Annotated in this window: 8 protein-coding genes; 2 read left to right on the forward strand and 6 right to left on the reverse strand. The window is 57.0% G+C overall.

Features of this window, described 5'->3' with window-relative positions; all coding sequences use genetic code 11:
* Positions 1–25 precede the first annotated feature (25 nt).
* The 5 genes from nagX to Q1A74_RS00535 form a co-directional block, all read right to left on the reverse strand.
* Positions 26–1,123, reverse strand: coding sequence for a transmembrane glucosamine N-acetyltransferase NagX (nagX, locus tag Q1A74_RS00515; RefSeq protein WP_299591360.1), 1,098 nt, complete (start codon positions 1,121–1,123; stop codon positions 26–28).
* Between the two features lie 87 nt (positions 1,124–1,210).
* Entirely contained in the window at positions 1,211–2,200 is a 990-nt protein-coding gene (locus Q1A74_RS00520; protein ID WP_299591361.1) for a glycoside hydrolase family 16 protein, read from the reverse strand.
* Positions 2,201–2,406: 206 nt separating this feature from the next.
* A complete protein-coding gene (locus tag Q1A74_RS00525; RefSeq protein ID WP_299591362.1) occupies positions 2,407–5,523 on the reverse strand; it encodes a glycosyl hydrolase family 18 protein in 3,117 nt (1,038 codons plus the stop codon).
* Between the two features lie 254 nt (positions 5,524–5,777).
* Positions 5,778–6,236, reverse strand: coding sequence for a hypothetical protein (locus tag Q1A74_RS00530; RefSeq protein ID WP_299591363.1), 459 nt, complete (start codon positions 6,234–6,236; stop codon positions 5,778–5,780).
* Positions 6,237–6,418: 182 nt separating this feature from the next.
* Positions 6,419–7,561 carry a fatty acid desaturase gene (locus tag Q1A74_RS00535; RefSeq protein WP_299591364.1) on the reverse strand — a complete coding sequence of 381 codons (1,143 nt, stop codon included), beginning with the start codon at positions 7,559–7,561 and terminating at the stop codon, positions 6,419–6,421.
* A 638-nt stretch (positions 7,562–8,199) separates the two neighbouring features.
* Between Q1A74_RS00535 and Q1A74_RS00540 the strand changes: the two genes are divergently transcribed.
* Together Q1A74_RS00540 and Q1A74_RS00545 are read left to right on the forward strand one after the other, a co-directional pair.
* A complete protein-coding gene (locus Q1A74_RS00540; protein WP_299591365.1) occupies positions 8,200–10,227 on the forward strand; it encodes an ATP-binding protein in 2,028 nt (675 codons plus the stop codon).
* Positions 10,228–10,388: 161 nt separating this feature from the next.
* A complete protein-coding gene (locus Q1A74_RS00545) occupies positions 10,389–13,808 on the forward strand; it encodes an EAL domain-containing protein (protein WP_299591366.1) in 3,420 nt (1,139 codons plus the stop codon).
* A gap of 58 nt (positions 13,809–13,866) precedes the next feature.
* Here Q1A74_RS00545 and Q1A74_RS00550 read toward each other — a convergent pair whose 3' ends face one another.
* Positions 13,867–14,673: an inositol monophosphatase family protein gene (locus tag Q1A74_RS00550; protein ID WP_299591367.1), complete on the reverse strand. Its 807-nt coding sequence runs from the start codon at positions 14,671–14,673 to the stop codon at positions 13,867–13,869.
* Positions 14,674–14,809: the final 136 nt, after the last annotated feature.

A 14,809-nucleotide genomic window follows, 5' to 3' on the forward strand; every position in this document is an offset into this window, starting at 1 on the left:
TATCCACCCCACATGCGGAAATCGCTTACGGACTGATAAAAATCCCACGCTTGTACAGGAACCGCAGTACCAGCCACTGCAGCAAAATTACCCCACAGGCAATCAGCAACGTGCCCGCCGCTTCCGGCAGGGCGGAAGCAATCCCACCAAATACACTTTTACTGCTGTACTGCCAGTTCACCAGGCTGGTACCGAGATACACGAGAATCGCATTGCAACCAATCACCGAGAAAAAATAGGTGAAGGTTTTCCAGTGCCACATGTCCACAACCAGATAAAAAATACCCAGTAGAAGCAGGCAGCAGCCGCAGGTGATCAGTACAAAAGAACTGGTCCACAGCTCCTTGTTGACGGGATAGATCCAGTGCCAAAGAAGGCCGATCAGCAGGCAGGCCACGGAGCCAATAAACAAGCCCTTCAGTATTGCCGGGTGATTCCCCGCGTGCTTACTGAGCCAGCGTCCAGCGAATACGCCGAACATCGCATTGGCAATGGGCGGAATAGTGGAGAGCACACCTTCAGGGTCGTAGGCACGGTTCTGATAAGTGATACCCGGCAGGAAATGTTGATCCACCCAGGCATTGATCGAGCCTTCCGGTGTGTAATCGCCAGCGACAGCCTGGATCAGCCAGTACCCCAGCAATATACCGGCAGTAATCGCGTACTGAGCGCGAATGCCAAAGTGCCACACAATCATCGCAGCAAAAAACCACGCAAAGCCGATACGGGCCAGCACACTGGCATAGCGGGTTTCACCCAGGTCAGCGGGAATACCAGTGCCCCAACCGTGGTTGTAAAGAACCCCCAGTAGAATCAGCAAAAACAGGCGTTTGATCGCCTTGCGATACACCGGTGCCCGCTGGCTGATCGGGAGCCCGCGCAACGACTTGTTGGCAAGTCCAAGGGTGACACCGGAGAGAAAAATAAACAGCGGAAAGATCAGGTCGTAAAAACTGAAGCCGTGCCATTCGGTGTGCTGCATCTGTCCGTGGCCAAACTGGAAAATGGACCACCCGGTGAGCGCAAATAGCGGTAGGAACAGTGCCTCGCCGCCGATGATCCAGAACATATCGAAGCCGCGCAGAGCGTCTACGGATGCAAGTCGTTGTTTTTTACTGACCATGGTTACTACTTTCTAAGTCAATGTTGTCGGTTTCGAAGTGGGGAGCGATCCAGGTCGCTCCGTACTTTTACGTGAAAATTCAGTGCATCAAAGTCCGCAGGGAGACTCCAGCTTGGGGTTCCAGTCTGGCACGGTGTCGGTAAATACGATCTTATCGGTGCGAAGGTGCTGTACCTGTTGAGAAACCTCTTCCGGGCTCAGTACTTCATCAGCGATGTGATATACCCAATCTACTTCCTGTTCATAGGTGCGCAGCTCAGTGGAGTCGATAAGCCCTTCCTGGGTGAACCACAGGTTGAAGTTGATCGACATCGGCTCTTCCGGGTATACGTGTTCACTGTGTTCGGCAAACAGCTCCCCGTCGACATAGTAGCGAATCTTGTTGTCTGCGGCCTGTAGAACCAGGGTATGCCAGCCGGCAAAGCTGCCGGGCTTGGTGCTGTACTCATTGTCTTTCACAAACGGGTCAAGCTTGAAGGTTTCCCAGCTGGTAGCAAAAAGTGCGTTGTCCGGCTCACCCCAACCGCCGTTGGCAAGATATTCGAAGTCCATCTCGCTGTAGTCCGGGTCCATGTCCGCCTTGAGAGGGCTGATGGTGTAAAAGGTCTCGATGATCTGATCGCCATCGGGTCCAGAAGTAGGCTCATCGCGGAAGAAAACCCGCGCAGCATAGGTGCCGGCCAGGTATTTACGCTGATGGCAAAACTGAGTGTGTTGCGTGTTGTCGCTGCTACCGTCGGTCGAGGAGGTCATACGCAGAAGTGTATTCCCCGGGTTCTTCGCATCCGGCAGAAAGCTGATCCCATCCCCAGACCAGCGTGCGCCAGTAACCCCGGGGTGGCCAGTTTCACTGCGGGCTTTCCACTGGTTTTTCCCCATTTCTTCCAGCGAGCCATAGGAAAAATCGTCAAAAAATACCTTGCTGCCCTGCTTATCGTCGGCAGTTACAGCGGCAGCGTGTACGGCATTTTCCGTTGGTGCCACTTTTACTGTGCCGCCGTCGCTGTTCCCACATCCGCTGATCGTCAGTGCGACAACCGCTATGGTCACATGCGAGGGGTTAACGAGCAATTTCATCGTGATTTCCTTATTTTTTAACAGATAGTTAAACGAAAAAAGCCCCGACCGGAGTCGGGGCGAACATAGGAGCAAATCCTGTACAGGAGTTCCTATCAGTTACAACGCAGAGAGAGAATTTTTAAAAACAATCTGTTAGTTCCAACCATCCTGTGAGATTGGCCGGCGCTGCGCCGCCGGCCGGGTAAATCCATTTTTAAGTCCGATTACATGGTGCAGATAAACTGCCAGCTGCCATCCGCAGTGCCCGGTACAGATTGGGTCCACCACTTGGCCTGGAAGACGCTGCCATCGTGGATGATCTGGTCGCCGCTGGCGGCGTGGTTGCTGCGCGGCCATTCCGGGTAGGTCACCAGTCCGCTGGTGTTAACACCGGCATCGGCACAGGTATCGCCGCCACCGCCAGATGAACTGGAGCTGGAGGAGCTACCGCCGCCGCTGCCGAGTTCGGCCACCGGCAGATCCGGGTATTCGAACGCCAGTGCGTAGGTGGTGCCGTTAATGGTGGCGGTGTAGGCCTGCGGACCGGAAACCGGGAGGTAGTAGTTCAGGGTCATGTCCCAGGTTTCGCCGTCGGCCAGATCCTGCCAGCCGGGGAGGCTGAAGCGCACGCGGTGGAATTCGTTTTCCAGGCCGCCCACGTTACCGCCGCCGGCATTGGCGCCATCTTCGATCACTTCCAGACCGGCACCGCTCTGGTCGGTGATGATGTTGGAAGTGGAGGTCGGCATGTCGAATTCGAACACGGTGCCGCCCGGCAATACACCGCCGGTGTTGTTGGTGATGTACAGCTTCGGATTCAGCGGGTAATTCTGGTCGCCCAGTTTGAACTCGGTGATTTCGATACCGATATCCAGTGCTTCTTCCGGCACTACGCGGTCGGTGCGCAGGTGGCGGTAATTGCTGGCGTTGGTGAACTTGTCGTAGGCGAGGGTGGTGAGGGTGTCACCCATGTAGTACTCGCCTTTTGCTGCGTCGAAGTCGTAGTCGCCGGCCAGTTCCCAGAACATGATGCCGCCCACACCCTGATCGATGACGTACTGGACTTTGGCGTCCATGGACTCTTCATCTTCGGTGGAGATGTACACGCTCTTCTCGGCATTCCACAGCCACGGGGCTTCGGAGACGCTGTCGTAGTTGCGTACATAAGTACCTACCAGCGCGTCGTCCGGGTCGTTGGCTGGATCCAGGCCGTAATCGGTGATGTAGCTACCGAGGATGCCGTTCTCCAGGTTCTTGGCGTGCCACATGGGGTTGGAGCCCGCGCCCATTTCGTTGCCGCCTTCGTCCAGGTCGTGCCACATGTTGTCGATACCAACCGCGCCGTGACCGCAATCGGCTGCTCCGCCGGTACCTTCGGGGCATTCGGACTGCGAAGGCAGAGCCGCAGAGCCGCCGAGACCATTGTCACCGCCGGATACGCCCTGCCAGCCGCGGGTGTAGTAAGGAATACCCACGTTGATGCGGCCTGCGGGCATGGAGCCGCGGAAGTACTTCACGGCCCAATCGATATTCAGGTAGCCAATGCCACCGTACTGGGAAGTGGAGTAAACACTGGCGGCTGCCAGCTCCGGGTCATTGCCGTTGTCGAACAGTGCGGAGTTGTGGCCAACGTATTCATTCCACGCCCCGTGCAGGTCGTAGGTCATGATGTTGACGTAATCCAGATACTGGGTGATCTGCATGGTTTCCATGCCGCGCAGCAGGTAGCCGGAAGACGGCGATGCGATGGTCAGCATGTAGTGGGTGCCGTCCTGCTCGCCCGCTTCGTCCAGCTTCTCGCGCAGTACGCGCATCAGCTCAACGTAGGATTCCATCAACGAGCCGCGCAGGGGGTTGGCGATGCCGAAGTCCAGCGGGTTACCGGCGTCATTCATGGTGGTCGGGTATTCGTAATCGATATCCACACCGTCGAAGCCGTACTCGCGGATAAAGTCCACGGAGGAGTCGGCGAAGGCTTCGATACCCTGATGGTTGATGCTGCCGTCGGCGTTGGTGGTCATGGTGTAGAAACCACCGTCGGCCACGCGATCGCCATTCTCATTAAAGTGGCCACCGGTCTCGGCCCAGCCGCCTACAGAAACCAGGGTTTTCACTTCCGGATGCTGTTCCTTGTATTTGGACAGCTGGTTGAAGTGGCCCTTGTAGGCGTAGTCCGGATCGGTTTCTGCACCGGCAATACCGGTCCATTCCATACCGGTGGCGGGGTTGGCCGGGTCGCTGGTGTTGCCCACAGATACGGAGTAGTCGCTGCCCACGTGGGCGAAGGCGTAGTTGATGTGGGTGATCTTGCCCCAGGGAATGTCTTTTACCAGGTAGCTGGGCTGGCCGTTGGCGCCATTCCGCCAGCTGGTGAAGTAGCCGATGATACGGCGCGGGTGATCGGCACCCATGTCTTCACGGCCCTCTGCGTCGTAGATGTCGCAGTAGTTGGGCGCGGTGCCTGGGGAGGTGTAGAGGCCGTCGGGGCGACAGGGGTGGTTGGTGACCGGTGGAACCTGCTCATCATCGATAGAGATGGTTGCTTCCGCAGAGGCTTCCAGGTTGTCGTTATCGGTGGCCACTACAGAAATAGTGTGACTGCCCAGGATGGCGGTCCACTCGGTGCTGTAGGGGGCGCTGGTGTCGGTGCTCAGCAGACTGCCATCGACGTAGAAAGCGACCTGAGTGACGCTGCCATCGCTGTCGGATGCGCTGGCAGTAATGGTCAGGCTGTCGCCGGTAGTGTGTGTCGAACCATTCGCCGGTGCGGTGATGCTCACCTGCGGGGCGACCGGGCCGACTACGATGTCTTCTTCCACGGTGAAGGACACCGGAGCGGTGGTGGTGCTTAGGTCGTCGTTGTCGGTGACTTGAGCGGTGAGGCTGTGGTCGCCGGCCGTGGCGGCCCAGGATGCTTCCCAGGGGGCGGCAGTGTCGGTGGCGACGAGAGTGCCATCTACAAAGAACTCTACCGAGGTTACCTGTCCGTCTTCATCGGACGCGGAAACGGAGAAGACAACGCTGTCATTTTCGCTGAAAGTGGCTCCGCCAGTAGGCGCGGCAATAGAGCCCTGGGGTGGTGTGAGCGGAGGATTTTCACTGTCACAGGCGCCGAGCAGTTTCCATTCCTGATACTGGCCAGAGTATTGCTCGGGGTTCTGATTTTGGGTCCACCACTTCGCCTCGTAGGCGTTGTCGTTGTACTGGACCTGGGCGCCAGTGGAGTAGGACGGACCTGCTTCCCACGTGGCTAAGGAAGTGCAGTCGACAGCGGCGTAGCCGTGTCCTGCAGAGAGCATGGCAGCGGTCACCAGACCGAGCCGGAGCTTGTTGCTGATCATATAATGTTCACCTTGCGGCCGTTTATTTTTATATAAAGTCGACGCTAGTACCTCGGCGCCGCCAAATGACATCGCTGTCAAAATAGCAACCGGGTTCAGCCGAGGCAATAGGGAGATTTCATAAAGGGGTAATATTTGGCGAATCCAGCGCCAACTTCTTCACTTTCGAGCGCGAAGTGGGAGGGAGATCACACGCATCCGCCCGAAGGCATCGGGGCGGATGGCGCTAAATAAGACTGGGTGTGGGCGGTGAACTACATGTCCCAGAGGGAGTTTGTGGCCATGGAAAGGGTGATGCGCTCTTTGTCCTGAATGTGTTTCAGGTTTTCGAACACCTCTTTGACTTCCGCCGATTCGATGGTCCCGTAGACAGAGTGATAGAGCTCGGAAAAGTACCGGTCCACTTCCTGGCCAAGCTGATTGATTTCTTCAATGCTGGGCTTGTCACTCAGATAGAGGTTTTTGATCAGGTCGCCGGCACTCTCTTCATGGGTGTACTGAAGCCAGGTCTGCATGACCTTCTGCTCGGCAACGGCACCGTAGTTTTTCAGGTTGTTGGCCATGCGCAGCTCGTGCTCGTGCAAGTGCTTTAGCAGCAACTGCGTGCGGTTGTCCTGTGCATTGTCCATCAGCTGCTGGTAAACACCGGCGATATCCAGGTGGAATTTCTGGGCGTTTTTGAGAACTTCATGGGCCTGTTTGAACGTCTTCATCTCTGCGCCTTCTCAGTGGTTAACCTAATTATAGTTTTCTCAGTGGGGCCGTTGGTGGGGGAAGTGGCAAGTTTCTCTTATGGTTATAGTGCATATCTGCGGGCGTTCAAGTCGTCATTTCGGCAATATCGTCGGGGCTGCAGATACAAAAAAGGCGACCACTTGGGTCGCCTTGTTTATTTCTACGCCGCCGCTGGGGCCAGATGGAATTGCTCGGTCATGATCTGCAGGCGCTTGCGCTGCATTTTCAGACTGTATTCCAGCTCTTTGACGCGGGTGCGGATTGCCGCATTTTCCCAGGTGCTCAGCAGGCGCTCGCGGGCATTTTCATAGCGTTGTTGCTGCAGTTCTTTCCACTCGGCAAGCGCCGCGGAAAAATCTTGTGCCTCTCGCTCCAGTAGCTGCCGCCAGCTTTCGCAATGTTTGGATTGTTCGAGCTTTTTCTCGGCGCGTTTGAACTGCATGGTCAGCATGGCGCGCTGAATGCGCATGGCCGGCACGGTTTTCAGGTTGCGCGCCAGGCCCAGCCAGCTCGCCGTCTTGATCAGCCACTTGGTGGGATCCCACTGGTACCAGCGGATACCGTTGCGGTAATCGGTCTGAAAGATGTGGTGGTAGTTGTGATAGCCCTCACCAAAGGTGAAAAACGCCAGCAGGTCGTTGTCGCGCGCGGTGTTTTCATCGGTATAGGGGCGGCGGCCCCAGATGTGTGCGAGGGAGTTGATAAAGAAGGTGGTGTGGTGGTTGACCACAATGCGCAGCACGCCGGCAAGCAACAGCATGCCGATCACGTCGCCGGTCAGCAGGCCGAGCACGAGGGGCACGCCCACATTCATTGCCACAGTAACTGGCACATAGTGGTTGTGCTGCCACATCACAATTTTGTCGCGTTGCAGATCCTTGGCATTGTCGAAATCTTCCGCACCACTCGGGTACTCCCGCAGCATCCAGCCGATGTGGGAGAACCAGAATCCGCGCTTGGCGGAATAAGGGTCTTGATCGTTGTCGTCGCAGTGACGGTGGTGGCGGCGATGGCCGGAACACCAGATCAGCGCACTGTTCTGCAGCGCGGCGGCGCCAAACAGCGCATAAAAGAGGCGCAGGGACCAGTGTGCTTCATAGGTACGGTGGGACCATAGGCGGTGATAGCCCGCGGTAATGGACAAGCCGCAAAAGGCACCCAGGACGGCGAATGCCAGCCACTGGTACCAGTGGTAACCAACCAGGAAGCCGTACAACGGTACGAGGGTCACGGCCACCAGTGCGGTACTGGCAAAGAGTACGGTCGTGAGCCAGATACGTGGGGCCTCGGGAACTGCTTTCATATGTTTACAACCTTGTTTGAGCCTTCCGATCTCGATCCCGGCAGTTTGTTCGCGGGTCGAAAGCGAAATCCTACCGCAGATGCCCGGTCGGGACACGTCATTCGAGGGCAGTATGGCCTATGTGAGACTTCGATAACTGGAAATCGTGCGCTGTCGGGACGGGAAAAGTGCACTATTCGGGAATGGAAAGTCACATTACGGCGGAAAGGTCGGTTTGCGCATTGTTTTGGTGCAAGAGTGAGTTTTTGCGTTCATTCTTGGGTCGAGCGCTGTCATTTATCGGCAACAGTGGCGTCGTTAGCACAGATATTTCATTGGCACGCAGATCTTGGTGGTCACCGTTTGATCAATTTCGGGCGCCAAGGGGGATTTTTAAGAAATTTTTAGCTTTTTTCAAAAGTTGGCACACCGGTTGCAATACCTTAAGCGTGGGCCGCGAGGTCCACGCTCCGGGAATCCATCACGGGTTATGGCATACGAAATAATGCGTGACTTCCCGTTTTCTCTCATCATCGCTATTTTGGGCCCCGCATTGCGGGGCCTTTTTTTATCTGCCGATAAGTGATTCACTACCCCCAGATATTCCCGGAATTTTAAGTGGCTACTGGCTGTGCGTTGGCAGCTCTGACGGCGAAATAGTGTTGAACTCTGAATCCTCTCAATCTCAAGCAGTCAGCCTGAATCTCGCTACCCCCGGTGAGCTTGACAGCTTGGAGCCAAAGCAGGCCCTGACCCAGGTGCGCTACCTGCACAGTCTGCTATTGAGTGCCAATCGAGGGGTCTGGGAGTGGCATCCCGAGAGCGGCGCCCAGCGCGCGACAGGAAACCTCTGGCTACAGCTACACCGGGATCCCGAAGCTGCCCTGTCCGGGGTATGGAGCGGGGATCTCGCCCTTGTTCACTCCGATGACCGCGATGGCTTGATGACCTTGCGCACACGCCTGTGTCAGCAGGGGATTTTTGTTGATACCACGATTCGCGCCTACGCCCGCGATGGACAGCCGGTGTGGCTGCGTCTGTGGGCGCGCGCTTTTACCGCCCCGTCGGGGGAGCGTTTCTTTCTCGGCGGCTGTACCGACTACAGTGAGTCGCTCTCTCCCAGGTCGCTTTCCTATTTTTCCGGTGAACGCTTTCACTACGCTCTGGATATGGTGGGGGACGGGCTGTGGGAGTGGGACCTGCGCGCGGATGAGATGGTCCTCGACGACACCTGTTGGCGAATGCTCGGCTATGCCAGTGGGCAGAGTGAATCGGATGCGCGCGCGGCACTCGCACGCTGGAAGACCCATATGGTCGCGGACGACTACCCGGATGTGAAACAGGCCATGGAAGACAATGTCCGCGAGCAGCTACCGCTGGATATTGAGTTCCGCCTCAGGCACCGGGAGCGGGGGATTGTGTGGGTGCGTTGCCGTGGCAATGTACAGCGCAGCAGCGGGGGGCAGCCCATTCGTGTTTTGGGGACCCTGCAGGACATCACCGCGAGTAAAAAGAAGTTGCTCAAGCTGGAGGAAGACTCTCGCAGGTTGAAACAGGAAAGCCGGGACAGGGCGGAGCTGATTTCCAGTTTGAGCCACGAGCTGCGTACACCGCTAAACGCCATTCTCGGCTACAGCCAGATGGTGGAGCTGGACCAGAGCTTGAATCCGGACCAGCGATTGCGTCTGGCGGAGATACGCAAGGCGGGGCAACATCTGCTGCATCTGGTGGGCGACGTTCTGGATCTCGCTCGTATTGATAGTAACCGACTGGCTCCGTCCATCGAGGCCGTGCAGCCGGCGCCACTGGTGGCCGATTGCCGCCAGTTGCTGGAGCCACTGGCAGAAACCCGCAAAGTCAGCCTTACGTTTGAGCCGTTGGGGTGGGAGCGCGCCTATGTGCTTGCGGACCCCACGCGATTTAAACAGGTGGTACTGAATTTGGTGGGCAATGCGATCAAGTACAACCGGGAAAACGGCCGCGTAGTGATTACCTTCGCCCCCCAAGCCGAGGGCTGGTTGCGCCTGAGTGTATTGGATACCGGTAGCGGTATCGCCGTCAGTAAACAGCCCCATGTGTTCGAGCCGTTTAATCGCCTGGGCGCGGAGCAGGGCAAGATCGAGGGCACCGGTGTTGGCCTGGCAATTGCCCGGCAATTGACGGAAGCGATGGGTGGGCGCATCGGGTTTGACAGTGAGGAGGGGCAGGGCTCGGTTTTCTGGGTGGAGTTCATGATGAACGATGCACCCAGTGAAGTATTGAAGATGGCCGCGCGCCCGGATTACACCAGTATGCTACCGGTTTGCCGTGTGTTGTATGTTGCTGGCCGGTCTGCTTGGGCGAACCGGATGAAAGCCGTGCTGGCATCGGTTCAGCAGGTTGAAGTACAGGTTGTCAGTGATGCCATGAAAGGCATTTTCAGTGCCCGCACCGGAAGTGTCGATATCATTGTTGTCGATGGCGAGCTGCCGGGAATATCCCTGAAGGATTTCTCGACGATTGTGCGCGGGGATGCCGCAACCGCAGGCACGCCGATTCTGGGGCTGGTGGACCAGAGTAGTGAGTGCCTGGATGTCTGTGTCCCAACGAGCTACGACCTCCCGCAATTGGCCGAAGGGCTGAGGTACTGCCTGGCGCTGAAAAAAGAAACCGGCAGCGATGCCCAGCGGCAGGTCGGTTCTTCATAGCATGTGTTAAGGGATTTGCTGAAGCAGCCGTATAGATTGGCTGCAAAGAATAAGAAAAGCCAACCAAAAGGAAGTAGTGGTTGATGTCCGTTCATTTTCCCGGTGGGAGCCCGTCTCCCCAACCCACTGGTAAGCGTCAGCATGAGGCTGAGCGAACCAGTATGTTGTCAGTAGCCTGCTTACTGATGATGGGGAGCTTTTGTCTCGCCTATTTCTGCAAACATTTTCTGTCGTTCAGTGATGGCATCGCGACCATCTGGCTGGCCGATGCGCTCACCATTGCGGTTCTGTACCGCTTCCCTGTCGGGCGCTGGATCTTCCTGTTAGCGGCCTCTTTTATTGGTAGCGTGGCAGCCTCGGTCGTCAGTGGCCTCGAGCTTGCGATCGCCACCCTGTACTCGGTGGCGGGTGTGGTCGAGTCCGTTGTTGCCGCGTCGCTATTGCGCTTCTTTTGTGCGGATGGCGATTTTTTTGGCAGCATATGGCGTTGGTTGCGGTTTCTGATATTTGGTGCGTTGCTGTCGACCCTGGCAGGGGCGGGTGTTGGTGCTGGCGTGGCCGCACTGTTCCGTGGCCTGCCATTCAGTGATGTATTTCTTTTCTGGTACCTCGCGGATACCGTTGGCATCAGTATATTTCTTCCGTTTCTGCATATGCTCAATATGCAGGTGTGGCGAAGCCTGGTGGCTCCCCGGCAGTTGCTGCGCTTTTTAGGTATATCGGCCTTTTCTCTGGTCTGTATTTTTGCCGTACTAAAACTTTTGCCACACCCGTTCGTCTATGTGGCACTGCCACTAATCTGGGCTGCCTCGCGTTTGGCGTTGCCACAAACCCTGCTGTTGGTATTTTCCACGGTGCTGACGTTGCTGATGATCTTCGTCAATGGCAATGCCTGGCTGCCGGAAAGCATCCGCAGTATCGATAGTTCGCTGGATTTTCTGCCGCTGTATGCCGCAATGATTCCCGCTTATGTCATGGCAGTGGCAACCAGTGTCGAGCGCAAGCGTAGCCAGCGGATCATTGAAGTGGAGAGTAGTTTCCGCGCGGCCATGGGGTCTTCCCGTATCGGTATGCTGCTGGTTTCACTGGATAACCGGATTATTCAGTCTAACTCCAGTTTCTGCCGGTTTATCGGTTATTCGGAGGTGGAGCTGCGCGGATTGAATATTCGCGAGGTGATCGGAACGGAGGAGCGGAGCCTTAACCACTCTGCGTCCAGCGAAACCGGCGGTTCCGGCAGTGGAAACCTGCTGTTTGATTTTGAGCTTGGGTATGTGCAGGACGCCGAGTGGCGGTTTATGTGCAAAAGCGGAGAGCAGGTGTGGGGGCACTGGTCCTGTACTCTCGCCCGGGGGGCAAATAACGAGCCGCTCTACGCCGTGGTTCAGGTCGAGGATATCGACTGGAGAAAGCGCAGTGAAACACAGCTGGCCAAAGCCGAAGAGCGCTGGAAATTCTCCCTCACGGTGACCGGGCAGGTGGTATACGACTGGGATCTCGGCTCTGGCAAGACATTCTATTCCGAGTGGTTGAGCAGTGGCGTTGGCATTGATGCCGAACACCTTGCCAGTCGCCATGATTGGCTGTCGCGGGTAAGCGGAGATGATCGCGAGCGCCTGCTGCAGGCGCAGCTCGCACACATCAGTGGTAAGGCGAAAGATATCGACTGTCAGTACCGTGTGCGTACCGATTCCGGAAAAATCCGCTGGATCCACGAAACTGCCCGTGTAATGGAGTCCGGTGAAGAGGGGCAGCCGATGCGTCTGATCGGTATTCTTCGGGATATTACCGACAACAAGCAGATGGCGCGCTCGCTGGAAGAAGAGAAAGAGCACCTGCAGGTGACCTTGAATGCGATTGCTGACGCGGTGATCGCAACCGACAGGCGTCGGCGTATCACATTTATGAACCCGGTTGCGGAGCAGCTTACCGGTTGGTCTCTGGGTGAGGTACAGGGGCGGGATATCGATAGTGTTCTGCAGTTGTCCACCGGTCGCGACGGTAAGCCGGTCAGCAGCCCGGTGGACGATTGCCTGCAAAACGTGATGCCGTTTGTCTCCGCCGAAGGCTCGGTGTTGCACAACCGCAGTGGCAACAGTTACGACGTCAAATGTTCTGCGTCACCCCTGCGCACGGGCAGTGGTCAGGTTTTAGGGGCGGTGCTGGTGTTCCAGGACGTGACAGAAACTCGCCAGCTGATCCGGCAGCTGCGTTACAAAGCTCACCATGACGATCTAACCCACTTGCCCAATCGCGAGGCCTTCAAGCGCGACCTGCTGGAAGCGGTAGCTTCGGTGCGAAACAACGAAGTGGTGCATACCCTCGCGTATATGGATCTGGATCGGTTCAAGGTCATCAACGACAGTGCTGGTCACCAGGCGGGCGACGCGCTGCTGCGCAATGTGGCGCGCTTCCTGAAGGGCCAGTTGCGGGATTCCGACTGCGTTGCCCGTCTAGGAGGGGATGAGTTCGGTCTCCTGCTGCGGGATTGCAATAAAGAGCAGGGGCGTTTGCGCTGCGAGCAGTTAGTGCGAAAAATCATTTCCTTGCGCTTCCCCTGGGCTGGGCGCGTATTTGATGTGGGCGCCAGTGTGGGGGTGACGGAGATTCGTCGGGAAAACAATCATGTGGCTGACCTTATGAGCCAGGCCGATGTCGCCTGTTATTCGGCAAAGCACGCGGGGCGCGGTGTGGTCATGCTGTATGAGGCTGATAGTAGTGCAGCGGCGGAGCAGCACCGGGAAATTCATATGGCCTCGCGTATTCGCGAAGCGCTGGACGAAAACCGCTTTGTGCTGCATGCGCAGCCGATCGCGAGCGCCAGGGATGCTAGCCGAGTCAGCCATTATGAATTGCTGGTACGTATGGTGGGGAGTGATGGCGCTCTGATTCCCCCTGGAGCGTTTATCCCTGCCGCCGAGCGCTATGGGTTGATGTTGCAGATCGACAATTGGGTGATGAATGAGTTTTTGTGCAACAAGGTAAAAATTGCTGCCGCCAGCGGTCTCAGTTTTGCGATGAACCTGTCTGCCGAAGCCATTGGCGATCGCGATTTTCAGCAGAAATTCATCGCGCTGCTGGAAAAGGCCGAGCTGCCTTCCCCGCGCCTGGGGATTGAAATCACCGAAACGGCGATGATCAACCAGATGGAAAGCGCCAGCGAATTTGTGGCCTCATTGCGGGAAATGGGCTGCAAGGTGGCGCTGGACGATTTCGGCAATGGCCTGAGTTCCTTCAACTATCTGAAGGCCTTCTCCATTGACTACATCAAAATTGACGGGAGCTTTGTGCGGGAGGTGGATTCCAATTTTGTCGACCTGATGATTGTCGAGTCCATCAATCAGGTTGCCCATCGCCTGAATGCGCACACCATTGCGGAGTTTGTCGAGGACCTGGGTACTGCGGAGCGCTTGCAGGAGATCGGAGTCGATCTGTTGCAGGGCTACCACATCGGTCGCCCCCGTCCGCTGGATGAAGTGCTTGCCGAGATGCCCGAGCGGGTAATCGCCAAGTTGAGACGGCAGCGGAAGCCCGAGAGTGTTGAACGGGAAGACAAGAGTGAAGTGGAGATGGAAACCTGAAGCAGCGGGTGCCGCTTCAGGTTTTAACTCGGATGTTAACCGCGGATGGTTACACTTGTTATTGGGGGATTTTCCCCAGGTGCTTACCCACAACCTGCAGGAGCGGTTTGAAGGTCTTCGGTGTGGCGCAAACCAGGTTGCCGGATTCCAGGTAGTCGTTGCCACCGCGGAAGTCGCTGATCAGGCCGCCGGCTTCTTTCACCAGCAGTGAGCCCGCGGCGATGTCCCAGCTGTTCAGGTACATTTCCCAGAACCCATCAAAGCGGCCGGCGGCCACATACGCCAGGTCCAGGGCAGCGGCGCCCGGGCGGCGGATACCCGCGGTCTGTCCGGCAATTTCTTTCATCACTGCCAGGTAGGCGTCAATGTTTTCCAGCGGTTCGCCATTGAACGGAATGCCGGTACCGATGAGCGCGCCTTTCAGGCCCTGACGTGGGGACACGCGAATACGACGACCGTTCAGGGCCGCACCGCGACCGCGGCTGGCGGTAAATTCTTCACGTTTGATCGGGTCGAGAACCACGGCGTGCTCAATCTGTCCGCGGTAGCGGCAGGCGATGGACACCGCGAAATGCGGGCAGCCGTGGATAAAGTTGGTAGTGCCGTCCAGGGGATCGATGATCCACTCGTATTCCGGCTCGGCGCCTTCCTGGAGGCCGCTTTCTTCGGCGAGGATGCTGTGCTTGGGGTAAGCCTTGCGCAGGTGGTAGATGATTTCCTGCTCGCTGGCCTTGTCCACTTCCGTCACGAAATCGTTGCGACTTTTTTCTTCAAACTTCATCAGGTCGCCGCGCTCCCAGGCGCGTTCGATCAGTTCACCGGCCTTGCGCGCCGCGCGCAGGGCAATATTCAGCATGGGTTCCATAGGAATTCCGCGATCAGTTGTGGGTGTCGATGGTAAAAAGCAGTGCCGGGCAGGCCGGCGGCGCGATTGTAGGGATTCCTGTGCAATTTTGCTACACTCCGCGCCCGTTTTATAACAGGCCCTAGTGTAGTCATTC

The sequence above is a fragment of the uncultured Microbulbifer sp. genome (genome assembly GCF_947504145.1).
Classification (GTDB): Bacteria; Pseudomonadota; Gammaproteobacteria; order Pseudomonadales; family Cellvibrionaceae; genus Microbulbifer.

Excerpts from the sequence above, each read along its gene's own strand:
- nagX (WP_299591360.1), bottom strand. The coding sequence starts at position 1,123 with ATGGTCAGTAAAAAACAACGACTTGCATCCGTAGACGCTCTGCGCGGC.
- Q1A74_RS00520 (WP_299591361.1), bottom strand. The coding sequence starts at position 2,200 with ATGAAATTGCTCGTTAACCCCTCGCATGTGACCATAGCGGTTGTCGCA.
- Q1A74_RS00525 (WP_299591362.1), bottom strand. The coding sequence starts at position 5,523 with ATGATCAGCAACAAGCTCCGGCTCGGTCTGGTGACCGCTGCCATGCTC.
- Q1A74_RS00530 (WP_299591363.1), bottom strand. The coding sequence starts at position 6,236 with ATGAAGACGTTCAAACAGGCCCATGAAGTTCTCAAAAACGCCCAGAAA.
- Q1A74_RS00535 (WP_299591364.1), bottom strand. The coding sequence starts at position 7,561 with ATGAAAGCAGTTCCCGAGGCCCCACGTATCTGGCTCACGACCGTACTC.
- Q1A74_RS00545 (WP_299591366.1), top strand. The coding sequence starts at position 10,389 with ATGTTGTCAGTAGCCTGCTTACTGATGATGGGGAGCTTTTGTCTCGCC.
- Q1A74_RS00550 (WP_299591367.1), bottom strand. The coding sequence starts at position 14,673 with ATGGAACCCATGCTGAATATTGCCCTGCGCGCGGCGCGCAAGGCCGGT.